Origin of the sequence: Burkholderia singularis, assembly GCF_001718875.1 — a bacterium.
GTDB classification, from domain to species: Bacteria; Pseudomonadota; Gammaproteobacteria; order Burkholderiales; family Burkholderiaceae; genus Burkholderia; species Burkholderia singularis.
In genome coordinates this window covers 325,700-349,393 of record NZ_CP013449.1, presented here as the reverse complement: position 1 = coordinate 349,393, position 23,694 = coordinate 325,700, and the positions used below count along the sequence as shown (strand labels likewise).

The following is a 23,694-nucleotide window of genomic DNA, read 5'->3' as shown; positions in this document are numbered from 1 at the left end:
CCGACCAAATCCGAGATTTCTTATCAATCCCAAGGCCGCATTAATTCCATCGAATTCAAAGCATTTATTTTTTCATTGCGTTCGACATGGTCGGACCCGACGCCGCCCCGTGGGATGCGTTCCGGCAGCTCAGCAGCAAAAACGGCAACATCGCACGCGGCCATCTGTGCATCGGGCATGCCTCATCGACATTCGCGCATTCGGACGAACGCCTGTTCGCATGTGTCTGCACACGCAATCGAGCCGTGGTCGAAATCTCCGACGCGATTCTCGTCGCCGGTAGCACACATCTGCAGGAGGCCAAGAAAATCGCCAGCCACCTGAAGGACGGGTCTGGCGCGCAAGCATTAGCTCACCGCAAAGTTCACCGTCCGTGGGAATGCTGCGATTGGGCCGATAGCGGCCGACGTCTTCGGTGCAAGCGGGTCGTCATCAAGCCGGGCGCGCGGCTGCCGCTGTAAATGCATCACCCTCGCACCGAACACCGGATCGTCGTGCGCAACACCGCTGCACATCGCGCGTGGCGATGAAACGTTTTTCAACCGATCCGATATTCGGCATATTCATGCCGATCAAGTTGGATTTTCGGCGCATCGTCGCGATTATCCGCCGGGCGGCACCGCTCGGCCGCAAGGTGTGTGATCTTGGATTCGGCCGAAGCGATCGCGGATAACTCCGCGATCGTCGCCACCGTCTGGTCCGCAGCGCAAGCAACTTCGGTCTCCGCCTTCTCGGCCGGCGTAGCGTTTCCCGATGGGCAATGCCGGTCAATCCAACCGCGCGCCCAATCGAGGGCATAATGCTGCGCCGATTCCGCGTCGGTGAAGCGCGGCCCAATCAGCCCCGAGCGTTCGACTCGGCGATCTTCCTGCACGATCTCGGCCCACGCGCGATACATCAGGTTTCGCACCGGCCGTGCGCCTCCGTACACGGTATAGCCGCGATAAGTTTCAGTCTGCTGCGAAACGCGCGTCGCGTCATGGAACGACGTCTGGTGAGTTCTGCGATGTCCAGGTCGGCCATCGTGCATTACCGTCGCGCGTGAGGCGGCAACGCTGAGGTCATTTCGTGAATCGTTGTCGCGATCATCGTCACTCACGAAGCGCCTGACGCTCACGGCTACCTCGGTAGCCGCCATACCCGTTTGAGCGAGCGGCAAACGCCACGACTGCGGATTTTGCCAAAACACGCCGCGCAGTCGATCACAATCGGCCGCCGCCTCAGATGGTGCCCGGCGCACCGCCGCATCCGGCGCGGGCGGTGGCGGCACATACGCGAACCTGCGGCCGCTCTCGTCGGAGAGCACCTTCACCATTTCCGCAAGCAAACCGCTCGCGAGCCAATCCTCAAAGCGCCGCCGGCACGTCGGACCGGACGGATAGCGGCTAGGCAATTTCGACCATGGTTCGCCAGTCGTGAGAATCCACAACACGGCATTCGCGACGATTCGATTCTCAGCACGCGGCCTGCCTCGCCGATTCAGCCGGACGGGTTCATCCACAATCAATGTCGAGAGACGGGCCCACTCGGCATCATTTAGCTCATCGAAGAACATAGGTTTCTCCACGCAGCCAGGCCGGGCTGCGATTGGCCGCAGACCGCAAGCACCCCGTGCCTGCCGCTGTAACCAGGTTGCACATGAACGCCAGGGTTGTGCGCGCCGGCACGTCAAGCACTGGCACAATGCCGGCATTTTCACCTCCGATGCACAAGCCTCTGTCTCACTCGATGCAATTCTTTTTATGCATGGAGCATATCATCACCCAGTTTTATAGCAATATATAGCTTGCTCGACATTATCCACTCAAACAACAATCAAAATCATGAAGAAGGGGTTGATTAATATTTTTATTTTTACACACACTCCCAAACGATACCGCTCTAAAAAAATAAATGCGAAATGAAACGCCACACTGAAAATAGCATCGAACACAAACCCCGGCCGCACTCGGAATCAATTTTCCGATTTATGCAACAGCGGTAAATTCATAAAAATCGAGCGATATTTTTTATAGATCGGCAACCGAATAATTTCCACAATCCATTATCTTCGCTTCATGCGATATCAGAGCCACTTAACTTCGATCAATGATATGTCGCGTTGACCGTGCAGGATGGAATTTTGGCACTCAATCGGGATCGCTCGCGAGCGACGGCGTCTGAGTCGATCGGTGCGGCTTCGCTGAACCTTAATCACGCGAAAAGCACGGCGGATGTTTTCTTGTTCGCGCACCACGCACCTGGCACGGCACGTGATACGGCACTGTGCCAAGCTCATTCTTGAAATCGGTTTTCAATAAGCCGTGGCGATGGCACGCAACTATCTATTCGAATGGGCTCCAGAACGCATCGGCAAGCGTGTGTATGTCAGGATCATCGGGAAACATCGGCGGCAATTCGCTCTTGTACATCAGCACGTAGCTCGGAGTCGCGCCGATCAGCACGTAGCCCGCGCGCGGATAATCGGCAAGCGCAGGAATGTTCACCGCTTTCTTCTTCCGACGATTTCGAGATTTATCTGTTCGAGTGGGCAACGATATTCCGCAACACGTGCCGCTCTTGACGAGTTCATATGGAATGCCGTTGTGTTCGAGCAGGGTAAGCAAAATCATGACCGATGCCAGGCTCGTTGCAGATCACGTAACAAGCCGCGTGGGGCCTCCAGACCGCCTTCTCGGTGAGACATCGCAGACTCCATCATGTCGCAGCCGCAACGCACCGAACAGCAAATCCGTCGCCGGATCGCCGACTACTGTCTCCAGATATTCGAGATGGCGGCGCGCATGGCTGGTCTCGCCTTCGGCGGTCGAACGAAACAACGCAGCGACATCGCTCTGCCCGTCGACGTCCGCTTCAGCCGAAAAATACAGATGGCGGCGATTTGCCAGTGACTCGTCCGCGAACGCTCTGCTCGGTCTCGCCGCCCTCGAGCTGTGCCATTTACGCCTCTCCGAATCGAGGGCCCGCGCACGCGACACCGAACGGGAACGAATATTGTGGGGAATGATCGATGCACGTCAGCGATAGCCGTCCGCCAGCGTGCATTCCAATCTAGACGGTCGCACGCGTGCTCCCAATAGGCTTTCTTAAAGCCGGTGATAATGCGGCAAGCGTGGTGGAGGTGGCTTGAGATAGCAGAGCCGCAGCGATGACCGCGATATCCGCGTAACTGCGGAAATGGCCATGCTGAAAATGGACAAATTCGCGGGTTTGGGTGCGCAACGGCAACCTGGTAGCGCTCGCGCAAACATCGGCCGCGCTGCCGATTCGTGCCGCCGATTCGCACGACGCGCGCCACTGTCATGCGGCGCGCGTCCCATCGGCAGCGGGTCAGCGCGGCGCGGCAGGAAGCGGCCACACATCACCGCCCTTTTCGCCTGTCGGCACGCTCGGCAACAGTTGCCGATTGATACTGAGCGAGCGCGGCCGGTTGAAGTATTTCTCGAGCAATGCATCGAGAATGGCTACGGTCTCGACATCGGGCACGCCGTCGTAGCGGGACGGCCGAAAGTGCATCTGGAACGCCGACACGACGTTGACCGTTTGCGCATCGAGCAGACCGGTTTGCGGCGTATCGTAGCCGTATGCGAGCAGCTTCGATTGCAAGCTCGCGATATCGCCCGTGAACGGTCTGCTGCTTCGGTAATATGCGACGGCCTCGGCCTGCGGCCACGCACCGATGCGGAATTCGTCGTAAAGCCGCTTCCACGGAAACAGCGGGCCCGGATCAGTCTTGCGGCCAGGCGCGACGTCCGAATGTCCGACAACCTTGTGCGGCAAAATCTGGTGCCGCGCGACCACATCCGCGGCAAGCCTGCCGAACACGGCCACCTGTGCATCCGGATACGGATACCAGCGCCGGCTCATCAGCGGCAGCGTTTCATCCTCCGGCGGAAAGCCGAGATTGACGATCTCGATGCCAACCGAGCCTGCGTTGAGCATCCGGTCGCCTTGCCAGTAGCTAAGCCCCGCATGCCAAGCGCGGCGCGCTTCCGGTACGAGTTCGAATACCTTGAAGCGCCGGCCGTTGTCCGGCGCATCGGGCACGAGATAGTGCGCGCTGACCTGTTTGTTCTGATCCGTCAGGGATGCCAACGAATCCGCCAACGTCTGCGCGGTGTAGTGCAGCACCAGCGTCCGAACGCGCGAATCCTGATTCGGCGATTTGATCGACTTGTCGATCGTGTAGCTCTCGTTGCTGGTAGCCCCGCCCGCCGACGCAGAGTTCTCTGCATGCGCATTCGAGATCACGCCGTCGCCGCATCCCACGAGCGACGGCAATGCCAATACCCCCGCCGGCAATGCCGGCGAACGCGCGAGAAACCCGCGCCTGCCCTCATTGATGATTTTCGTTTCGTCGTCGGCCATACCTTTTCCGTTCAAGTCGTCACCTGCGATTGATGGTCGGCGCATTGCGCCGGGCTCATGACATGCGCAAGAAAGCATCACGCGACTCTCTGAGTCGTTAGCTCAACGTAAGTTCAAGTTCGTTGCGCAGCCCATTTATGCATTGCAGGTACATCGAAGGATGAGATGGGTAACGGAGGATGCGCATGTGCAAGCCGGTGCGAAATCCCATGCGAAGCGCGCCATCATTCTGCCGCGCGTGCGAGCAACAGCTCGCGCTCCCGCGCATTGCGCGTCAGCTCGGCTGCGCGGCGAAATTCCGCTTGCGCCTCATCGCGGCGGCCGAGCTTCGCAAGCAGATCGCCGCGCACGCTCGGCAACCAGTGATAGCGCGCAAGCGCCGGGTCCGCGACGAGCGCGTCGATAATCTCGAGCCCCGCGGCCGGCCCGAAAACCATGCTGAGCGCCACGGCCCGATTCAATTCGACGACCGGCGAAGGCGCGACTTGCGCGAGCGCGTCGTAGAGCGCGACGATCTCCATCCAATCGGTTTGCGCCGCGCTGCGCGCCCGCGCATGGCATGCGGCCAGCGCCGCCTGCAACGCATAGCGGCCGCGCGCGCCGCCCAACGCTTCGGCACGCGCGAGCGCGGCAAGACCGCGGCGGATCAGCAGCGGGTCCCAGCGGCTGCGATCCTGATCGAGCAGCAGCACCGGACGCCCTTGTGCATCGGTACGCGCATGCATGCGCGACGCCTGAAGTTCCATCAACGCAACGAGCGCGTGAACCTCGCTCTCGTGCGACGCGAGTTCGGCGAGCACGCGAGCGAGCCTCAGCGCCTCGTCGGTCAGCGCGGGCCGCATCCAATCGTCGCCCGCCGTCGCCGAATAACCCTCGTTGAAGATGAGATAAATCACTTCGAGCACCGAAGCAAGCCGTGCCGCGCGTTCGGGCGCCCGCGGCACCTCGAACGGCACCTTCGCGGCGGCCAACGTTCGCTTGGCACGCACGATGCGCTGCGCGATCGTCGGCTCGGGCGCCAGGAATGCGCGCGCAATCTCGCCCGTCGTCAGTCCGCCGAGCAGGCGCAGCGTCAGCGCCACGCGCGCGTCGGTGGACAGCACCGGATGGCATGACGTGAACACGAGCCGCAGCAGGTCGTCGCCGATGTCGTCGTCGCGCATGGCCTCGAACACGTCGGCCACGTCGGGTGCGACGTGTGCGCCGAGCGCATCGAGTTCGAGGCCGAGTTGCTCCTGCTTGCGCGCATGCAGCGCGCTTTGCCGCAAATGGTCGAGCGCGCGGCGCTTCGCGGCCGTCATCAGCCACGCTCCCGGCTTGTCGGGCACGCCCTCGCGCGGCCAATGCTCCAGCGCCGCGACCAGCGCATCCTGCGCAAGCTCCTCGGCAACACCGACGTCACGCACGAGCCGTGCGACATGCGCGATGATCCGCGCGGACTCGATCCGCCAGACAGCGTCGATGGCGCGATGAACGGCGGCCTCGGTCATGTGCGCCCTTCGGCTAGCCTCGTTGCACTCACCGGCCCGGTGTAGAGCAGGGCCTGCCCACGCCGCGCGCCACCGTCCACAGCCAGGCCGCTGCCAAAGTCGCGTGAGCGCACCGCCGAGCAACGCGGTAACGCTTCAACGAATGCAACCATGCTCATCACCTGCTCCTCCGCCCATCGAATTTGCGTTGCACTCACGTCAGCCGAGCTTGCTTTCGAGCTCACGGCACCGTTCGAGCGCGGCGCTCGGCTCGAAATCGTCGAGTTCGAAAATCTGCCGCACCTCGATCTCGCCGTCATCGTCGGCGCCGAACGGCGCAGGAAAGCGGCGCGTCCATTCGAGCGCCTCGTCGCGCGAGCGCACCTGAATCAGCGTATAGCCTGCGATCAGCTCCTTCGTTTCGGCGAATGGCCCGTCGATGACCGAGCGCTTGCCGCCCGAATAGCGGATACGCCACCCTTTGGACGACGGCTGCAACCCCGACGCGTCAAGCAGCACGCCCGCCTTCGCCAATTCCTCGTGATAGCTCGCCATCGCGGCGATCAGCGATTCGTCGGGCACCGCGCCGGATTCGCTCGTCGCATTGGCTTTCACCATGATCATGAAACGCATCGCACTCTCCTTGCTATCGTGAACGGGCACCGGAAGCGGCGTCCTATCGCTACGACGTGCGAGGCAATGTCCGATCGACACGCAATGCATCGAATCAGGGAAAACCCGGGCTTTATCCCTCCGGCGGCAAACGGACGCAACATAAAGAAGCGATCGCGCCGGTTGGCCCCACCCAGCGCACGGCGAACGCCCGTCGCGGCACACGTTTGCCCACCGCGCCAGTCACAAAAAGCACGGCCCGATCTCCCGCACCTCGACCGTGCACCATTCGGCAGCCGGACACTCCTTCGCAATCGCGAGCGCCTCGCCTTGCGTTTGAACATCGAGCAAAAAGAAGCCGCCGATCATTTCCTTGGCTTCGGCAAACGGCCCATCGACGACATGCACCTCGCCGTTGCGCGTCTGCACTCGCGGCGAATCGTCATCCGATGCCAACGATTCGGCCAGGCGCAGCACCCCACGCGAGCTTAGTGCGTCCGCCCAGTGGCGCATCCGTGCATATAACGCCTCGCCTTCTTCATGCGTGCGCGCCGCACGCTGGCCGCGCGGCTCGACGATCAATAGCAGATAACTCATCAGTGTCCTCCTCCTAACGATCCGACAGAGCGTATCGCACTGGCCAGGCGACACGCGCCAGCCCAGGCCGGCGGCGCGTGCAATCCGCCACCAGCCTATTCTGAACGGGCGGCGCATGTCGGTCCATCCATGAAAATCGGCCAAATTACACGGTCCTGTCCAACTTTTACCAAAAACTGTCAACATGCACCGCTAAGCTTTCGTCATCCTCACCACCAGGACCTTCCGTCATGCGCACTCCAACGCCTTTGATTTCCGCCCTGTCGCTTCTGCCCGCCGTCGCAGCCATTGCGTGCTCGCCGGCGCTCGCGGCCACCGCCGCGCCCGTCAGTCCGACCTGCGGCGGCAGCGCAACGCCAATCGCCGAAATTCAAGGTCCCGGTACGCCATCGCCGCTCGCTGGCCAGAACGTGTCGATCGAAGCCGTGGTCACCGCCGATTTCGGCGGTCCCGACGGCTTCGGCGGCTTCTTCGTCCAGCAAGCCGATCCGCAACGACGCAACCAGCCCGGCGTCTCCGAAGGGCTTTTCGTCTATGCGCCGAAAGCACGCGCGCAGGCCGGCGATCTCGTGCATGTGACAGGCAAGGTCGAGGAGAAGTACGGGCAAACGCAGCTTACGCTCGCGGGCGGTATCGCGGTCTGCGCGAGCGGCCAGTCGGTCACGCCCGCGACGCTCACGCTGCCGGTCGACACCCCGAACACGTTCGCCGCGTATGAAGGGATGCTGGTGCGGCTGCCGCAAACGCTAACCGTCACCGATGTCTACGAACTCGGCCGCTACGGCAGCATGCTGCTCAGCAATGGCCGCCTGCGCACCCCGACGAGCGTGGCGCCGCCCGCTCAAGCGCAGGCGCAAGCCGACGCGAACGCGCGCAACCGGCTGATCCTCGACGACGGCTCGAACAAGCAGAACCCGCCAACCGTGCCGTATCCGGCGCCCGCGCTCTCCGCCGCCAATACGCTGCGCACGGGCTACACGGTCAGCAACGTCGAAGGCGTGCTCGAAATGCGCTACGGCGCATGGCGTCTGCAGCCCGTGCCCGGCACGAGCGCGCCGGCATTCAACACGCGCGGCAATCCGCGCACCGCGGCCCCCGCACGCGATCCGCATTCGAACCTGCGGGTCGCGTCGTTCAATGTGCTCAATTATTTCAACGGCAACGGCCTGGGCGGCGGCTTCGACGATCCTGCCAATCGCGGCGCGAAGACCTATCAGGAATTCCTCCGTCAGGATGCAAAGATCGTCAGCGCGCTGAAGGCGCTCGACGCCGATGTGATCGGCCTGATGGAAATCCAGAACAACGGCTACGGAGACTTGAGCGCGGTGCGCCAGCTCGCGGCAAAGCTTGGCGACAGCTGGCGCGTCGTCGATCCAGGCACGGCCAGGCTCGGCGGCGACGCGATTGCGGTCGCGCTGATCTACGACAGCCGCAAGGTCGAGCCGATCGGCCGCGCAGCCACGCTTGCGATCGACGACAAGAACCGGCAGCCGCTTGCGCAAACGTTCCGGCGCGTGGGCGGCAAGCAAGCGCTGACGGTCGTGGTCAATCATCTGAAATCGAAGAACTGCCCGGACGCGGCGGCCGACGATCTCGATCAAGGCGACGGTCAAGGCTGCTGGAACGCGACGCGCACGCGCGCGGCAGCGAAGCTCGCCGACTGGCTCGCCAACACGCCCACCGGCGTATCGGGCCAAGGCGTGCTGCTGATCGGAGATCTCAACAGCTACGCGTATGAAGACCCGATCCGCCTGCTCGAATCGCGCGGCTACCGGAATCTCGTGTCGCGCTGGATAGGCGCCGACGCGTATAGCTACGTGTACAACGGCGAAGCAGGCTATATCGACCATGCGCTCGCGACGCTGCCGCTCGCGGCGCACGTGAAGGCCGTGCACGAGTGGCACATCAACGCGGACGAGCCGGTCGCGTTGCAGTACCCGCTCGCATACAAGACAGCCGAGCAGCAACGCACGTATTACGCCCCCGACGCATATCGCTCGTCGGATCACGATCCTGTGCTGGTCGACATCGCGCTGCCGGGCGGCCGCTGATTGATTGCCGAGCGAACGTACACCGTCGTGCGGCGGCATGCGAGTCAACGTGGTGCCTGCGTTTTCGGCTCAAGCAATGCTTCGCATGTTCATTGCCGGATCGCCCCCGCGCACTCCGGCAATGAAGAGCGCCATGACTTGCGCGCGCACCCGCGCCGCCTTGCTCAGGCCCGCATCGCCGCGCAAACGACGGCGCTTCGTTCTCAGCACTATCCAGCGCGCCATCAAACAACGCCGGACCACCGACGAAGCCGCAAGGCTTCGTCGATTCGTTCGCGGCACAGCGCCGATCAATCCCGTATCCCCCTGCCGACGCTGACAGCCCATTTGCGCAACGCCATTTTTACCGGCGCAAGCAAATAATCCGGAAAATCTTCCATTTTCTCGTCGAAGGTCATTCGCCTGAAATCCCCGCGCGCCTTTACCAGGCAACGTAGCGGAACGATCTGCCACGGTTACGGGCACAGGAATTGCGGAACTCTGCCTGCCAAAGCCGATCGCATTGAGTGCAAGGCTTGGTTGTCCCGACTGTTCATTCATCACTCAGGAGAGCGATTTTTATGGCACTGACCGATCACATCGAGCACAAACTGGACCGCGGTTTCTCCGAGGCGCGCCGCACCGGACGCCGCGTAGCGCGCCGCACCCGTTCGGCGGCGCGCGATCTGCATGCCGATGTCAACGACGATCTGCGCTCGTTGATCGACGAACTCGAGCACTTGCTGAAGGAAAAGGACGACGGTGACATCGCGGCGCTGCGCGAGCGCCTTCATCAGCGAATCGACGCCGCGCGCAGCGCACTCGAGGATGCGTCCGACGACGCGCTCGACCGCCTGCGGGCATCGACCGAGCGTGCCGCCCAAGCCGTGCGCGACAACCCGTGGCAAACCGCCGGCATCCTCGCGGGCGTCGCGTTCGTCGCGGGGCTGCTGCTTGCCCGGCGTTGATCTGATGTCGGCAAACGCATCCGGCATTTCATTTCGTTTGTACTATCGGAGACGAGGCAATGCGTAAAACACTTGCGATAAAAGCGGCCACGGCGGTCATGCTCGGCAGCTTGGCGCTCGCCGGCTGCACCACCACGCCCGACAAGCCGTCGACGTCGGCATCCGACGCATCGACACGCGAAGCGATCGACTCACGCGTGAACGCGACGCTCTCGCGCCTGTACTCGACCGTGCCCGGCTCGCGCGAGCTGGTCGCGAAAGCACGCGGCGTGCTTGTGTTCCCAAGCGTGCTGCAAGCCGGCTTCATCGTCGGCGGGCAAAGCGGCAATGGCGCGTTGCGCGTCGGCGGCGCGACGCTCGGCTACTACAATACGTCGTCGATCTCGGTCGGCTTGCAGGCGGGCGCGCAGTCGAAAGCGATCATCTTCCTCTTCATGACTCAGGACGCGCTCGACAAATTCCGCAGCTCGGACGGCTGGGCCGCCGGCGCCGATGCGTCGGTCGCGCTCGTGAAGATGGGCGCGAACGGCGCGGTCGATTCGTCGAGCGCGACCTCGCCCGTCGAAGTGATCGTGCTGACGAACGCCGGCTTGATGGGCGATTTGTCGGTAAACGGCACTAAAGTGACGCGTCTGAAACTCTGACATCCGGCCATTACCAAACGGCTGCCCATGCCCCGAGCAGGCGCGGCAGCCGTTTGGCGTCACGTTGCACCGTGTCGCACCCGCTGCGGCCGGCCGCGATGCGGCGGCACTCCTTTTCCCTTTTCCATCGGAGCCCGAACGATGCGCGTTCGGCGCGCGGCATTCCTAATGCCGCGCGCGCCCAGTCGCAGGCATAATCGGGGCGGCGCGGCTTTGCCGATCCGATCAACCTACCTCCCCGAGCACACCATGGATAGCGGGAACGATCATCAAAAATTCTTCCATCTGCTGCTGTTCGTCGTCACCGTCGGCCTCTGCTGGATCCTGCTGCCGTTTTTCGGTGCGATCTTCTGGGGCACCATTCTCGCCATCCTGTTCCAGCCGGTGCAGCGCTGGCTCGCAGCGCGTCTTGGCAAGCGGCGCAACCTCGCGGCGCTCATCACGCTTTCGCTGATCATCCTGATCGTCATTCTGCCGCTCGTGTTCGTCACGGGCACACTCGTGCAGGAAATCGCATATGCGTACCAGCAGATCAAGGCGATGCAGCCGAACATGACGCAGTATTTCCACGACATCATGCACGCGTTGCCGAACTCCGTGCAGCGCGTACTGCGCAATTACGGGCTGACCGATATCGCCGGCATCCAGAAAAAACTCACTGACGGCGCGGCGGCAATCAGCCAGTTCGTCGCGTCGCAGGCGCTCAGCATCGGACAGAACACGTTTCAATTCGTCGTCAGCTTCGGCGTGATGCTTTATCTCGTTTTCTTCCTGCTGCGCGACGGCGGCGAGATCGGCCGCCGCGTGCGGCGCGCGCTGCCGCTCAACGACGAGCACAAGCAGCACCTGCTGACGAAGTTCACGACCGTCGTGCGCGCGACCGTGAAAGGCAACATCGCGGTCGCGGCCGTGCAAGGCGCGCTCGGCGGTCTTATCTTCTGGATTCTCGGGATCCAGGGCGTGATTTTGTGGGGCTCGCTGATGGCGTTCCTGTCGCTGCTGCCCGCGATCGGCGCGGGGCTCGTCTGGGTGCCGGCCGCCGCTTATTTCGCAGTGACGGGGCAAATCTGGAAATGCGTGATCCTCGTCGCGTTCTGCGTCGGCGTGATCGGCCTCGTCGACAATCTGCTGCGGCCGATCCTGGTTGGCAAGGACACGAAAATGCCCGATTGGGTCGTGCTGATCTCGACGCTCGGCGGCATGGCGCTCTTCGGCATCAACGGCTTCGTGATCGGCCCGCTCGTTGCCGCGCTGTTCATGGCAAGCTGGGACATCTACGCGCGCACCGAACAGGGCGACGAATCATAAGCACTGCTGCCGGCCCGCGGCGAGCGCTGCGGGCGACGTGCGCCGCATGAAATCGCGCATCGCGCGAGCGGCGGCAAAAAGCCGGATTGCACGGCATCGGCGCGGCGCACGGCCGTCGGCACCATCCTGGCCGTGCCTGCCGACTTGCGCACGCGCCCGGCCGCTCAGAACGTCGAGCGCATCCCGACCATCACGCTGCGTCCGCCTTGCGGTGCGATATCGCGCACGACCGAACTCGCGTAGCGAATGTCCTGATTGGTCAGGTTGTCACCACGCAAGTACGCAAGCCAGTTCGTCGTACCGACACGGAATTTATACGTCAGCACCACGCCCAACGACGTGTAGCCGTCGGTCGGCAAATCGTTCTGCGGCACGCGATGCTGCGCCCACGCGTGCGTAAGCTGCGCGCGCGCGCCGAACGGCCCGTAGCCATAATCGGCCGCGAGCGTCGCGCGCAGCGGCGCGATACGCGGCAGCGGCTCGCCGGTATCGGCGTTGCGCGCGCGCGTGTAATCGGCCGTTGCCTCGATATCGACGCGATGCCCGCGCTTGTCGAACACGCGCCACTTGCCGTCGAGTTCGACGCCGTAAAATTCCGCACGCACGCCGCGATAAACGGCTTCGTTCAACGCACCGTCTGCGCCGGGCGGCACTGGCTCGTCGCTGTCGTCGACGACGCGGCCCGTGTTGTATTCGGCCAGATAATTTTTGAAACGGCTATAGAACACGCCAATGCTGCCTTTGTTTGAACCGCTCGCGTAGCGCAGCGACAGGTCGGTCGAGATCGCTTTTTCCTTCTGCGCGTCCGGATTGCCGATCAGGAACTGCCCCGTCGCGCCGTGCGGACCGTTCGAGTACAGCTCGTAGAACGTGGGCGCGCGCTCCGTATATGAGACGTTGCCCGCCAGCACCCACGCCGGCGCGAGTTGATACAACGCGCCCGCCGATACGCTGCCCGCATTGAACGAACGCGAACGCGCAGACGCAAAACGGGTGCCGTCGACGACGGCGGGATCGAGGCTCACGTGTTCGTAGCGCACGCCGGCGGAGAACTTCAGCGCGCTCGTCGCCTGCCATTGCTCGAGGCCGAACAGCGCGACGCTCGTGGTGCGCGTGGTCGGCGCGAGCGCCTCGTCGCCGAGCGCCGAGAACGTGTTCTGGCCGACCTGCACGCCGAGCGCGCCCTCGAACGGACCGAACTTGCGATGCCGTGCCTCGATGCGCGCCTCGTAGCCGTGATTCTTGAACGTCGTGCCAGTCACACCGCCCTCGATTTCCTTGTGCTCGTAGTCGGTGTACGCGAAATCGAATTTCAATTGAGAGAACGGGCCGCTCAGGTTGCGCACCTGCGACGCGATCGCCACGCGCTGCTGGCGCATCTTGAGCCGCACGTCGCTTTCCGCGACCGAGCCGTAGTTCGACTCGTAGCCGCTATACGACGCACCGACGTAACCGTCGGCCCACGTGTACGAACCGCCTGCCGCGCCGCCGTACCGGCGGCCGTCGCTGTTCGGCAGACGGCCGGACGGCTCGTCCGCGTCCGGGCCGTCGAGCGCGCGCTGGCGGGCCGAATGGGCAAAACCGGGAATGCGCAGGTCGCTCGTCTGGCGATCGAACGCATCCGCGTGAAACGCAAAGCGGCCGTTGCCGCCTTCGACGAGCGCCGCGCCCGAGCGCGCGTTGTTCGCGCCGCCGTAGCTGGCATCGAGCGCGCCGGACACGCCTTTGACCGGCTCGCGCGGAATCCGGTTATCGATCGTGTTGACGACGCCGCCGACCGCATTGCCGCCATACAGCAGCGCGGCCGGCCCGCGCACGATCTCGATGCGCTCGATCGACAACGGGTCCTCCGGAACGGCGTGGTCGTATGACAGCGACGACGCGTCATATGCCGCGACGCCGTTTTGCAGCAGACGAATCCGGTCGCCGTCCATCCCGCGGATAATCGGACGGCCGACCATCGGCCCGTAGGTCGTCGTCGACACGCCGGGCAAACCATTGAGCGTATCGCCCAGCGAATCGGTGCGGCGCAGCGTCAGCGCGTCGCCGGACAGCGACGCAGTGGGCGAGCTCAGCGCAGCGGAGCCAAGCGGATTCGCGGTCACGAAGATTGGCGGCAGCGTTGTAGCGGGCGCGTCGGCGGACGCGGGGGCGGTGCCCGACGCGGCGCTCTGACCGTGCGCGAGGCCGGCGGCAAGCAGCAGTGGCAGCGGACGAAGCGGCGAAAACCTGCGCACGAAGGGCGGAACGATACGGAATGAGTCTGCTGGATTCATCGATAGCGAGTGGAAGGTGAGACAGAGATTCGCCGGCTGCCTCGCACCGGAAACGATATGATATAACGTATCAATATCACATTGGAACAACGACACTAAACGAAATAGGCTACTTGTCGGCTCTCGCCGACATAGCGCAATGCCCGCTCCGCAGCACGGAATTGAATCCAATAAGCTACATTGGTTCTATTTCAGAAACAAAAATATTACGTTAAGCTTTCATGACTGTGCGCCGCCCATCGGCTGGCCGAATCGCCCCGCCAGCGGCGGTACGGCATTGCCTGTCGTTGCCGGCTCGCGCGCGGGCTTCCGGCTTATGCCTCGCTGTCTGCCGGCGCGGCGCCATGTTCCTTCCGCGTAACCCCAACGCCACGCCGTGCGCACGCCGAAGGTGCCGCCGGTGCGGCGATTGGCGCGCTCACGCGGCATCGCGGCAAGTTGCGACATTGCAATGCACAACAAACGTTCCGATTGCGCAACTAAACGGACCATGGCTGGAATCTCCATGCAATTCCTGCGCCGCAACAACGAATTTGCCTCCACGCACGCTCAAAGCACGCACGCATTGTTTTGAGTACGATCAATAGCCCTAAGCAGTGCGCGCGACGAAAGCGTCAATGATTCGGCCACGTTGATTGTGGCCGCCTGGTTTTTGACAATTCCGGCGCGCGCAAGCATCATTCGCGGTTTTTCGCCGATTGCCCGCGATACGCCGAACCTCGGACGCATCGCGAATATCGCCGGTATCGCGGCGCGCCACGGCGATTCGTGGCGCCAGGCGGAGCCGTTGCCGCCCCTGTGATCGTTCAACGGCCTATCACAATCGAAATAGAGGAATCCAATGCGAGGAGAAACGCTCATCGAACCCGCGCAAACCCGCGCGAATCCGTCTGCGGCGCAAAAGCGGCGCGTGCGTCATTGGTCGAAGGCCGCGGCGGGCGCAGCACTGGCGCTCGGCGCGGCAAGCGCGCATGCGTATGACTTCACCAATAGCCCTTATCTGCTGGGCGACTGGAACGGTATGCGCACGCGGCTCGCCGATAAGGGCATCAACTTCAGCGCCAGCTACACCGGCGAGCTCGCGCACAACTTCAGCGGCGGCACCGATCATCTGACGCGCTACACCGACCAGTGGGCGATCGGCACGAATCTCGACCTGAACAAGCTGATCGGCTGGAAAGGCGCGCAGTTCCAGTTCACGATGACCGATCGCAACGGCCGCGATCTCGGCGCGGACGCGCACATCGGCAACAACATGCTGATCCAGGAAGTCTACGGCCGCGGCCAAACCTGGCACCTGACGCAATTTTGGATCAACCAGAAGCTGTTCGACGACCGCCTGCAAATCAAGCTCGGCCGGCTCACGCTCGGTGAAGATTTCGCGAGCTTCTCGTGCGATTTCGAGAACTTGACCTTTTGCGGCTCGCAACCGGGCAACCTCGTCGGCGGCTACTGGCTGAACTGGCCGACGAGCGTCTGGGCCGCGCGCGTCAAATTCCAGCCCGTCCAGCAATTCTACGGACAGATCGGCATCTACCAGGTCAACCCGAACTATGTCAGCGACAGCTACGCGCGCCACAACGGCTGGAAGCCCGGCTTCCCGGACGGCACGACGGGCGCGCTCATCCCGGTCGAATTCGGCTGGCTGCCGAGCCTCGGCGGCATGCCCGGCTCGTACAAGCTCGGCTTCTGGTACAACACGTCGTCTGGCGATGATCTGTTCGACGACATCAACCACGACCCGCGCGGTCTCACCGGCCTGCCCGCGCTCAAGCGCAGTGGCCAGTACGGCGTGTACGTCAACATCCAGCAGCAGATCACGGGCTCGCCGGGCGGCCAGGGCGCGACAGTATTCCTGAACATCACGCAGGCCGACCGGAACACGGCCGCCGTCGACGGCCAGATCGCGGCGGGCGTGCAATACAAGGGGCCGTTCAACCGCCTGCGCGATTCGGTCGGCTTCGCGATCGGCGCGACGCACAACAACGGCCGCTACGCCGATTACGTGCGACAGAACAACCTGCGCACCGGCGGCACGACGATCGCCGGCAGCGGCTATGAATACGTGAGCGAGCTGTATTACACGTGGTCGCCGGCCGCGTCGATGTATTTCCGCCCGAATCTGCAATACATCCTTCATCCGGGCGGCACGTCGCAAAACAAGAACGCATTCGTGATCGGCCTGAAGACCGGCCTCACGTTCTGATCGATCCGCACGCCGCGCGCTCGACCGGCGTGCCGCGCGCGGATCAAACCGCGCACAGGCCGCCGTCGATCACCAGCTCCGCGCCGGTGACGTAGCGGCTCTCGTCGGATGCGAGATAGACGGCCGCGTATGCAACGTCGTCCGGCTCGCCGAGCCGGCGCATCGGTACGCCGCGCGCGAGCCGGCGAACCGCCTCTTTCTCGCCCAACTGACGAACGATCGGCGCGACGATGCCCGTCAGAATGAACGACGGATGGATCGAATTACAGCGCACGTCGGTCTGCCGGCGCGCGCAATCGACCGCGATCGACTTCGTCAACGATGCAACCGCCGCCTTCGACGCGTTGTAGACGGTATAGTCGGGCTCCGTCTTGAACGCCGCCACCGACGAGATGTTGACGATCGACGCGGGCGCGCCCGCCTCCAGATATCGCAGCGCATGCTTGGTGCCGAGCGCGATGCTTTCGACGTTGATCGCCATCACGCGCCGCCACTCGTCGCGTTCGATCTGCCCGATCGCGCCGACCGAGCCGACCCCCGCGTTGTGCACCAGCACCGACAAGCCGCCCATCACGTCGCTCGCCCGCGCCAGATGCGCCGGCCATTGCGCATCGTCGGCGACGTCCTGCACGGCCGACCACGCGATCTGCCCGCCCGCTGCGGCGTTCAACTCGGCGGCAAGCGCGTCGAGCACGCGCGCATCGACAATGTCGGTCAGAAACAGTTTCGCGCCCTGCTCGGCCATCCGACGCGCGATCGCGCGGCCCAGGCCGCCCGCCGCACCGGTGATGAATGCGCGCTTGCCGGCCAGGCGCGGGTTCGGATGTATCGTCATCGGTCACTCCTTTGATTCGTCGTCGACAAAACAAAACGCGGAACGCGGCGTTCATACGCGAGCGACCATCCGGCGCACGCGCGCGAACCCGTTTATCCTGATGCATATGGCCAATGCCCCGGCCACAACCGATTCCTTTTTCGTGAGAGCCGCCATGTCGTTCTTCCATGCCACCGCCGAAATGGCGCCCGATGCAGCGAACTACGTCGTCGATCTGCAAGCCGGCTCGCACCGCCTGCAAGGCGACGAGCATACGCGCGAAGGCGGCAACGACGCCGGCCCGGCGCCCTACGAGTTCGTGCTGTCCGGGCTCGTCGCCTGCACCGTCGCGACGCTGCGGATGTACATGCAACGCAAGAGCTGGCCCGACGCGCGGCTCAGCGCGCGCGCCGAGCTGCACGTCGAGCGCGACGGCACGCAGTACGTGCGGCGCACGATCACCGTCGACGGGCCGCTCGACGACGCGCAACGCCAGCGGTTGCTGGAAATCAGCGAGAAAACGCCCGTCACGCTCTTCATCAAGCGCGGCACGCGGATCGACACGGCGCTCAAATGACGCGCGTCACAACCCGAGCGCGGATAGATCGAGCTTGCCGTCCTTGACGGGCGGGCACCAGAAAAACGAGCCCGTGATCGGCTGCGTGAAGCGGAACAGACCGTCATGCACGCCGTCGGGCGCGCCGATCATCCGGCGCATCTGCACCTCGAACGCACGCAACGAGTGCCCGAACGCGACGAAATAAAGGCCCCCGCGGCGCTCGTCCGCCCACGGCGACGAACGCCTCAGCACCACCGCCTGCGGCGTGAAGCTTTCCTGCTCGGTGCGCTTCACGTGCGCGTAGTCGGGCGCGCCGTCGAGTTCCTCGTTGTCTTGCTTGCGGCGACCGATGATCCGATCCATTTCGTCGCCTGGAATCGCACGCATCTTGTCGAAGTCGTGCACCCACTGCTGGACTGCGACGAAGCTCGCGCCGTCGAGTCCCGCGCCTTTGCCGGACACGAACGCGGCCTCGAGCGCCTCGTCGCCTTGCGGATTCTCGGTGCCGTCCTCGTAGCCGGACAAATCGCGATCGTCCGCGTAGCGAAACGCGTTGACCGCACTATCGAGCGCGAACGCGGGCGCGGCGAGCCGCTCGATGTCGAGCGAGCGCAGCAACGCGGCACCCGCGTCGTCGGCCCGCAGCCACACCCACAACGCGGCGGGGGTCGACGGCACCGGCGCGCCCGGCACCGACAGCGCAGGAAACTCCTTCAGTCCGTCGATCTTCTTGTCGAGCGCCTGCACGAGCGATGGCCCGATGCCGATCACGGTATCGCTCCCGTCGACCGCGTCGCGCAACGCCGCCAGCACGCGCGGTGCCGCCTGCACGTCGGCGATCCGGAAAGACAGGTAGCGGCTCGCGGCCGGAATCGGCGCCAGAATGCCTTGCTGAAAGTCGCTCATCGTTTCGTCAATGCTCCGTTCTGTCAGGGACGCCGGATTGTCCCATAACGCGGAGTAAATGGCGGCGTATCGATTCGGCAACAATCGCATGAACCGGACATTGCAGCGATACGCAAGCATCGTTAGAATCGTTGCCACGAGCAACATTTCCGCTCGATCTCTTCTCTTTCCTCAATCACGCAAAGGAGGTGCCAAATGTCGTCACGCATGCATGCCGCCTCCGGTTTCGCAGTCCTTCGGCGCGCGCCGTTCTTCCGCTGAGTGCCGTTCACGCGGCGCCGCATCGGGCTCGCGCCGTTTCCGGATAGTTTTCGTTTTTTCGCAATCCATCCGCGCAATAGCGCGGGGTCCGGCTTTCGCTTTCAAACAATTCATCGACAAGTCCCGGCTCGTCACGAGCGGCCGGGCTCTGATAAATGGTCCAGAAAACAAGGAACCCTGGCGGGCGGGCGTTTACCGACGTGCTCGCATTCACTTTCCGGCATTGGCGCACGCAACCCGTGCGCATCGCCGCCATCATGCTGCTCGCACTCGCCGGCGCGCTCGGCGACGTGCTGATCCCGCTCTTCGCGGGCCGGCTCGTCGATGCACTGTCGCATGGCGCATCGGCTGCGGGCAAGGCCGCGGCGTGGCGCGACGCGCTGCACGCGTTCGGGATGCTGATCGGAATCGGCATGGCGGGTACGTTGGTGCGGCAGGCGGTGTTCATGAACATCATCGTGCTCACGCTCAAGATGATGAGCAAAATCGCAGCCGACGCGTTTCACCGCGTACAGCGCTTCTCGACCGACTGGCACGCGAACAGCTTCGCCGGCTCGACGGTGCGCAAGGTCACGCGCGGCATGTGGGCGGTCGACCTGCTGAACGATACGCTGCTCGTCGCGCTGCTGCCTTCCGTGGCGATCCTCGTCGGCGCGACGCTGCTGCTCGGCGCGCACTGGCCGGTGATGGGCGTGGTGGTCGGAGGCGGTTCGATCGCGTTCATCGCGGTGACGGCGACGATGGCAACACGCTTCGTCGCGCCCGCCGCCCGGCTGAGCAACATGTGGGACACCCGCATGGGCGGCGCACTCGCCGACGCGATCAGCTGCAACGCCGTCGTCAAGGCGTTCGGTGCGGAAGCGCGCGAGGAAACGCGGCTCGATCGCGTCGTGTCGAAATGGCGGGTGCGCACGCGCCGCACGTGGCGGCGCGGCACGCTGAACGGCGGCGTGCAGGGCATGATGCTCGTCGCGATGCAAGCGGCGATTCTCGGCGCGGCGCTGTGGCTGTGGGCAAACGATCGCGCGAGCGTCGGCGACATCACGCTCGCACTGACGACGTTCCTGATGCTGCAAGGCTACCTGCGCGACATCGGCATGCACATCCGCAACGTGCAACGCTCGGTCAACGACATGGAAGAACTCGTGTCGCTGGAACAGCAGCCGCTCGGCATCGACGACAAGCCCGGCGCGAAACCGATCGCGATCGGACGCGGCGAAATCCGCTTCGAGCACGTGACGTTCCGCTACGGACAAAGCTCGCAACCGTTGTACAACGATTTCTCGATCCGGATCGCGCCGGGCGAGCGCATCGGGCTCGTCGGGCATTCCGGCTCGGGCAAAACGTCGTTCATCAAGCTGATTCAGCGGCTTTACGATGTCGACAGCGGGCGCATCACGATCGACGGCCAGGATATCGCCGAGGTCACGCAGGCTTCGCTGCGCAGCCAGATTGCAATCGTCCAGCAGGAGCCCGTGCTGTTCCATCGCACGCTCGCGGAAAACATCGCGTATGCGCGGCCCACCGCGACGCGCGCCGAGATCGAGCGTGCGGCGCGGCTCGCGAGCGCGCACGACTTCATCGCGTCGCTGCCGCAGGGCTACGACACGCTCGTGGGTGAGCGCGGCATCAAGCTGTCGGGCGGCGAGCGGCAGCGCGTCGCGATCGCGCGCGCGTTCCTCGCCGATGCGCCGGTGCTAATCCTGGACGAGGCGACGTCGAGCCTCGACAGCGAAAGCGAGGTGCTGATCCAGCAGGCCATGGAGCGGCTGATGGTCGGACGCACGACGCTGGTGGTCGCGCACCGGCTGTCGACGGTGCGCTCGCTCGACCGGCTGATCGTGCTCGACAAGGGCCGCGTGATCGAGGAAGGCAATCACGATACGCTGATCCGGCTCGAGGGCGGCGTTTACCGGCGGCTGTTCGAGCGACAGGCGCTGGAACTCGCAAAGGGGCTGATCGAGCAGACGGGCGCGAACGCGGCCGATTGGCTGCGCAGCGAGCAGGACGGGCACGATACCCGCGTTGCGCCGGCACCGGGCAACGGACGCGGCCAGAGCGGCGCGCCGGACAGCCGGACCGACGATTCCGAGGTTGCGCTCGGCAAGTGACGCGGCCGCAGGGCGCGGTGGTGCGTCAGCGCCATCGCGCCTTTCGTTTGCCGGTTACGGTATCGCGTGCTGGCGACGCGACGCGTTGCCGCGCGCTGCGATGTCGGCTACGAGGCAACGATGCCGCTTCCTGCGCACACTCGGCGTGACGCCGCGCGCTTATCGAGAGCGGCTTGCCGCGTCGCGGCGGCATCGGCGATAACGAGCGCCCAAGCCGCCGCACTTGGCAGAAACTTCAAAAATGTGCGACTCTCACCCCATGCCTGCCCTCCGCCTGCACCTCTGGCGCCGCTCCTGAAGGAGCGGCATAGTCACCCCCCGATTCACGCTGATCACGACCATGCCGCCGCACGCCGGCCGGCATCGCGGGTTATCGCATCGACGTCATCCGAATCCGGCCCGCGCGGCGGCAGCGCTTGACGGAGAAACCACCGATGCATACCCCCATTTCACCCACGCCGCGCCCGATCGCACTGACAGGCGATCGCCCGACTGGCCCGCTGCACCTCGGCCATTACGTCGGCTCGCTGAAAACGCGCATCGCGCTGCAAGAGACACACCGCCAATTCGTCCTCATCGCCGACACGCAAGCGCTGACCGACAACGCACACAATCCCGGCAAGGTTCGCCGCAATGTGCTCGAAGTCGCGCTCGACTATCTCGCCGTCGGCATCGATCCGGCCAAGAGTACGATCGCGGTGCAGTCCGGTTTGCCCGCGCTCGCCGAGTTGACTCTGCTTTATCTGAATTTCGTGACTGTCGCCCGCCTAGAACGCAACCCGACAATCAAGGACGAAATCCAGGCGCGCGGCTTCGGCCGCGACATCCCCGCCGGCTTTCTCTGCTATCCGGCCGCGCAAGCGGCCGACATCACCGCATTCAAAGCCGACACCGTGCCGGTCGGCGACGATCAGGCGCCGCTCATCGAGCAGACGAATGAAATCGTCCGGCGGATCAACCGGCAAGCGGGCACCGACGTGCTGCCCGAAGCCCATGCGCTGATCGCGCCGACAGGACGCCTGCCCGGCGTCGATGGCCGCGCGAAGATGAGCAAGTCGCAACACAATGCGATCGCGCTGTCGTCGTCGCCCGACGAGATCCGCCATGCGGTCATGCAGATGTACACCGATCCGCATCACCTGCGTGCGTCCGATCCGGGCACGGTCGAAGGCAACGTCGTGTTCACGTATCTCGACGCATTCGACGACGCGCCCGGCGAAATCGCGCAACTGAAGGCCGAGTATCGCGCAGGCGGCCTCGGCGACATGACGCTCAAGCGCCGGCTAAATGACAAACTACAGGCGCTGATCGCACCGATCCGCGAGCGGCGAGCGCAACTTGCGCGCAGGCCGGATGACGTGATCGAACTGCTGATAGACGGCACGCGACGCGCGAGCGGCGTGACGCAAAACACGCTCGACGAGATACGCGATGCGTTGTGCACATTCTCGTTGCGGCGCACCGCGCATTGAGCCTCGCGCAGCGCCGGGCGCGGCCGGCACGGCCGCGTCCATCGCGCGGCAACAGACTTTACACACTGTTACGCGCGGCAAGCATCCACGCGCGATCGCATTCCCTATACTGCCGACGTGCAATAACAATCACACGCTACGATGAACACGATGTCCGCTGAACAGAAGCCGGCCGACCAACGCCCGGCCTCGACGAAGATCGCGCTGCTCGTCTCGCTTGCCGTTTCGGCGGCGTTGTCGCTCAGCGCGTGCGTTGCGCCGAACGCGTATGGGCCATACGGTTCGCAATCGCAATATTACGGCGCGCCGGCTTACACGCAACAGCAGCCGGTCTATTCGCAGCCCGCCTATTCGCCACCGCCTTACGCACAGCCCGATTATTCGCAACCCGGATATGCGCCGCCGCAGCCGGCATATTCGCAGCCGCAATCGAGCTACGGCCAGCCCGTCTATCAAACACCCGGCTACGGAAGCCAGTACGGAACGATCGCCGGCATTCAGCCGATCGGCCGCGCCGCGAGCCCGTCGGGCGTCGCGGGTACGGTCGTCGGCGCGCTCGTCGGCGGCGTGCTCGGCAATCAGATCGGGCGGGGCCATGGGCGCGATGCCGCGACAGTCATCGGCGCGCTTGGCGGCGCAGTCGCGGGCAACCAGATCGGGCAACAAATGGGCGCACAGCCCGCCGCGTATCGCATCGACGTGCGGTTGAACGACGGTTCGATGCGCTCGTTCGATTTGCAAACGCCGGGCGACCTGCGTCCGGGCGATCGCGTCCGCCTCGACGGCAATCAAATTTCGCGGTACTGATCTTTTCGATTCGACGGCGGCCGCGCACGCGCGCCGCCTACGGCAGCGTGCGCAGTTCCGCCGCCGGCTTTCCCAGCGCCCGCCTCTGCGCGCCATTCCCGCGCCTCGCAATCCCGCGCATCAGCCGCGCCAAACACACATCTCCACACACAGCCGCGCATGCCGGATGTACCATTCGGCCCCGTATGCCGCATCGCGCATCGCAGATGCCGGCCTGCCACGCACGCGATCGGCACCGCTATCTGCTCGTGATAAACGCAGGCCATTCGTAAGCCTGGTCATCGAA

At 64.1% G+C, this 23,694-nt stretch carries 19 protein-coding genes and 3 pseudogenes; 10 read left to right on the top strand and 12 right to left on the bottom strand.

Going from position 1 to position 23,694, the window contains the following annotated elements; all coding sequences use genetic code 11:
- Window positions 1-104: 104 nt before the first annotated feature.
- Window positions 105-537: pseudogene (locus AQ611_RS17555) on the top strand (mannose-1-phosphate guanylyltransferase/mannose-6-phosphate isomerase); the annotation flags it as partial.
- Between the two features lies 1 nt (window position 538).
- Here the strand turns inward: AQ611_RS17555 and AQ611_RS17550 are convergent.
- The 7 genes and pseudogenes from AQ611_RS17550 to AQ611_RS17525 form a co-directional block, all read right to left on the bottom strand.
- A complete protein-coding gene (locus AQ611_RS17550; protein ID WP_069235524.1) occupies window positions 539-1,555 on the bottom strand; it encodes a transposase in 1,017 nt (338 codons plus the stop codon).
- Between the two features lie 679 nt (window positions 1,556-2,234).
- Window positions 2,235-2,655: pseudogene (locus tag AQ611_RS26380) on the bottom strand (Fe-S oxidoreductase); the annotation flags it as partial.
- Window positions 2,656-2,708: 53 nt separating this feature from the next.
- A pseudogene (locus tag AQ611_RS24910) lies at window positions 2,709-2,940 on the bottom strand (ferritin family protein); the annotation flags it as partial.
- A gap of 390 nt (window positions 2,941-3,330) precedes the next feature.
- Window positions 3,331-4,368, bottom strand: a complete 1,038-nt coding sequence (locus AQ611_RS17540; RefSeq protein WP_069235522.1) for an N-acetylmuramoyl-L-alanine amidase — start codon at window positions 4,366-4,368, stop codon at window positions 3,331-3,333.
- A gap of 224 nt (window positions 4,369-4,592) precedes the next feature.
- Window positions 4,593-5,858, bottom strand: a complete 1,266-nt coding sequence (locus tag AQ611_RS17535; protein ID WP_069235521.1) for an RNA polymerase sigma factor — start codon at window positions 5,856-5,858, stop codon at window positions 4,593-4,595.
- A gap of 198 nt (window positions 5,859-6,056) precedes the next feature.
- Window positions 6,057-6,470: a YciI family protein gene (locus tag AQ611_RS17530; protein WP_069235520.1), complete on the bottom strand. Its 414-nt coding sequence runs from the start codon at window positions 6,468-6,470 to the stop codon at window positions 6,057-6,059.
- Window positions 6,471-6,692: 222 nt separating this feature from the next.
- Window positions 6,693-7,046, bottom strand: a complete 354-nt coding sequence (locus AQ611_RS17525) for a YciI family protein (protein WP_069235519.1) — start codon at window positions 7,044-7,046, stop codon at window positions 6,693-6,695.
- Between the two features lie 230 nt (window positions 7,047-7,276).
- On the opposite strand from AQ611_RS17525, the gene AQ611_RS17520 reads away from it, so the two are divergent.
- Entirely contained in the window at window positions 7,277-9,097 is a 1,821-nt protein-coding gene (locus AQ611_RS17520) for an ExeM/NucH family extracellular endonuclease (RefSeq protein ID WP_069235518.1), read from the top strand.
- Between the two features lie 69 nt (window positions 9,098-9,166).
- Here AQ611_RS17520 and AQ611_RS25665 read toward each other — a convergent pair whose 3' ends face one another.
- Window positions 9,167-9,637 carry a hypothetical protein gene (locus AQ611_RS25665; protein ID WP_146011733.1) on the bottom strand — a complete coding sequence of 157 codons (471 nt, stop codon included), beginning with the start codon at window positions 9,635-9,637 and terminating at the stop codon, window positions 9,167-9,169.
- 20 nt (window positions 9,638-9,657) lie between these two features.
- Here AQ611_RS25665 and AQ611_RS17515 point away from each other — a divergent pair, with 20 nt between their 5' ends.
- The 3 genes from AQ611_RS17515 to AQ611_RS17500 all read left to right on the top strand — a co-directional run bounded on the left by AQ611_RS17515 (window position 9,658) and on the right by AQ611_RS17500 (window position 11,996).
- Window positions 9,658-10,044, top strand: coding sequence for an ElaB/YgaM/YqjD family protein (locus tag AQ611_RS17515; protein WP_059515218.1), 387 nt, complete (start codon window positions 9,658-9,660; stop codon window positions 10,042-10,044).
- Between the two features lie 59 nt (window positions 10,045-10,103).
- Complete coding sequence (locus AQ611_RS17510; RefSeq protein ID WP_059515220.1) at window positions 10,104-10,688, top strand: BPSL1445 family SYLF domain-containing lipoprotein; 585 nt, start codon at window positions 10,104-10,106, stop codon at window positions 10,686-10,688.
- Window positions 10,689-10,937: 249 nt separating this feature from the next.
- Window positions 10,938-11,996, top strand: coding sequence for an AI-2E family transporter (locus AQ611_RS17500; protein WP_059515222.1), 1,059 nt, complete (start codon window positions 10,938-10,940; stop codon window positions 11,994-11,996).
- A 164-nt stretch (window positions 11,997-12,160) separates the two neighbouring features.
- Here the strand turns inward: AQ611_RS17500 and AQ611_RS17495 are convergent, their stop codons facing one another.
- The gene (locus AQ611_RS17495; RefSeq protein WP_069236364.1) at window positions 12,161-14,206 is read right to left on the bottom strand and encodes a TonB-dependent receptor; all 2,046 of its coding nucleotides are present in this window, start codon (window positions 14,204-14,206) and stop codon (window positions 12,161-12,163) included.
- A 615-nt stretch (window positions 14,207-14,821) separates the two neighbouring features.
- Window positions 14,822-15,133 (bottom strand): hypothetical protein, encoded by a 312-nt coding sequence (locus tag AQ611_RS25660; RefSeq protein WP_125910403.1) that lies wholly within the window; start codon window positions 15,131-15,133, stop codon window positions 14,822-14,824.
- On the opposite strand from AQ611_RS25660, the gene AQ611_RS17485 reads away from it, so the two are divergent.
- Window positions 15,114-16,478: a carbohydrate porin gene (locus AQ611_RS17485; RefSeq protein ID WP_069235515.1), complete on the top strand. Its 1,365-nt coding sequence runs from the start codon at window positions 15,114-15,116 to the stop codon at window positions 16,476-16,478. The genes AQ611_RS25660 and AQ611_RS17485 overlap by 20 nt on opposite strands.
- A gap of 43 nt (window positions 16,479-16,521) precedes the next feature.
- Here the strand turns inward: AQ611_RS17485 and AQ611_RS17480 are convergent, their stop codons facing one another.
- Window positions 16,522-17,313 (bottom strand): SDR family oxidoreductase, encoded by a 792-nt coding sequence (locus AQ611_RS17480; protein ID WP_069235514.1) that lies wholly within the window; start codon window positions 17,311-17,313, stop codon window positions 16,522-16,524.
- A gap of 154 nt (window positions 17,314-17,467) precedes the next feature.
- On the opposite strand from AQ611_RS17480, the gene AQ611_RS17475 reads away from it, so the two are divergent.
- Window positions 17,468-17,869, top strand: coding sequence for an OsmC family protein (locus AQ611_RS17475; protein ID WP_059515230.1), 402 nt, complete (start codon window positions 17,468-17,470; stop codon window positions 17,867-17,869).
- A 6-nt stretch (window positions 17,870-17,875) separates the two neighbouring features.
- Here the strand turns inward: AQ611_RS17475 and AQ611_RS17470 are convergent, their stop codons facing one another.
- Complete coding sequence (locus tag AQ611_RS17470; RefSeq protein ID WP_069236363.1) at window positions 17,876-18,757, bottom strand: Dyp-type peroxidase; 882 nt, start codon at window positions 18,755-18,757, stop codon at window positions 17,876-17,878.
- A gap of 416 nt (window positions 18,758-19,173) precedes the next feature.
- Here AQ611_RS17470 and AQ611_RS17465 point away from each other — a divergent pair, with 416 nt between their 5' ends.
- From AQ611_RS17465 to AQ611_RS17455, 3 genes are all read left to right on the top strand, one after another.
- Window positions 19,174-21,129, top strand: a complete 1,956-nt coding sequence (locus AQ611_RS17465; RefSeq protein WP_083237440.1) for an ABC transporter ATP-binding protein — start codon at window positions 19,174-19,176, stop codon at window positions 21,127-21,129.
- 434 nt (window positions 21,130-21,563) lie between these two features.
- A complete protein-coding gene (gene trpS, locus AQ611_RS17460) occupies window positions 21,564-22,601 on the top strand; it encodes a tryptophan--tRNA ligase (RefSeq protein WP_069235513.1) in 1,038 nt (345 codons plus the stop codon).
- A 141-nt stretch (window positions 22,602-22,742) separates the two neighbouring features.
- Window positions 22,743-23,408 carry an outer membrane lipoprotein gene (locus tag AQ611_RS17455; RefSeq protein WP_069235512.1) on the top strand — a complete coding sequence of 222 codons (666 nt, stop codon included), beginning with the start codon at window positions 22,743-22,745 and terminating at the stop codon, window positions 23,406-23,408.
- The last annotated feature ends 286 nt before the right edge of the window (window positions 23,409-23,694 follow it).

Coding starts and splice junctions, on each gene's coding strand:
- AQ611_RS17540 (WP_069235522.1), bottom strand. CDS start 4,368: ATGGCCGACGACGAAACGAAAATCATCAATGAGGGCAGGCGCGGGTTT.
- AQ611_RS17535 (WP_069235521.1), bottom strand. CDS start 5,858: ATGACCGAGGCCGCCGTTCATCGCGCCATCGACGCTGTCTGGCGGATC.
- AQ611_RS25665 (WP_146011733.1), bottom strand. CDS start 9,637: ATGAATGAACAGTCGGGACAACCAAGCCTTGCACTCAATGCGATCGGC.
- trpS (WP_069235513.1), top strand. CDS start 21,564: ATGCATACCCCCATTTCACCCACGCCGCGCCCGATCGCACTGACAGGC.
- AQ611_RS17520 (WP_069235518.1), top strand. CDS start 7,277: ATGCGCACTCCAACGCCTTTGATTTCCGCCCTGTCGCTTCTGCCCGCC.
- AQ611_RS17475 (WP_059515230.1), top strand. CDS start 17,468: ATGTCGTTCTTCCATGCCACCGCCGAAATGGCGCCCGATGCAGCGAAC.
- AQ611_RS17465 (WP_083237440.1), top strand. CDS start 19,174: ATGGTCCAGAAAACAAGGAACCCTGGCGGGCGGGCGTTTACCGACGTG.
- AQ611_RS17525 (WP_069235519.1), bottom strand. CDS start 7,046: ATGAGTTATCTGCTATTGATCGTCGAGCCGCGCGGCCAGCGTGCGGCG.
- AQ611_RS25660 (WP_125910403.1), bottom strand. CDS start 15,133: ATGAGCGTTTCTCCTCGCATTGGATTCCTCTATTTCGATTGTGATAGG.
- AQ611_RS17510 (WP_059515220.1), top strand. CDS start 10,104: ATGCGTAAAACACTTGCGATAAAAGCGGCCACGGCGGTCATGCTCGGC.
- AQ611_RS17480 (WP_069235514.1), bottom strand. CDS start 17,313: ATGACGATACATCCGAACCCGCGCCTGGCCGGCAAGCGCGCATTCATC.
- AQ611_RS17500 (WP_059515222.1), top strand. CDS start 10,938: ATGGATAGCGGGAACGATCATCAAAAATTCTTCCATCTGCTGCTGTTC.
- AQ611_RS17515 (WP_059515218.1), top strand. CDS start 9,658: ATGGCACTGACCGATCACATCGAGCACAAACTGGACCGCGGTTTCTCC.
- AQ611_RS17455 (WP_069235512.1), top strand. CDS start 22,743: ATGAACACGATGTCCGCTGAACAGAAGCCGGCCGACCAACGCCCGGCC.
- AQ611_RS17530 (WP_069235520.1), bottom strand. CDS start 6,470: ATGCGTTTCATGATCATGGTGAAAGCCAATGCGACGAGCGAATCCGGC.
- AQ611_RS17485 (WP_069235515.1), top strand. CDS start 15,114: ATGCGAGGAGAAACGCTCATCGAACCCGCGCAAACCCGCGCGAATCCG.
- AQ611_RS17470 (WP_069236363.1), bottom strand. CDS start 18,757: ATGAGCGACTTTCAGCAAGGCATTCTGGCGCCGATTCCGGCCGCGAGC.
- AQ611_RS17550 (WP_069235524.1), bottom strand. CDS start 1,555: ATGTTCTTCGATGAGCTAAATGATGCCGAGTGGGCCCGTCTCTCGACA.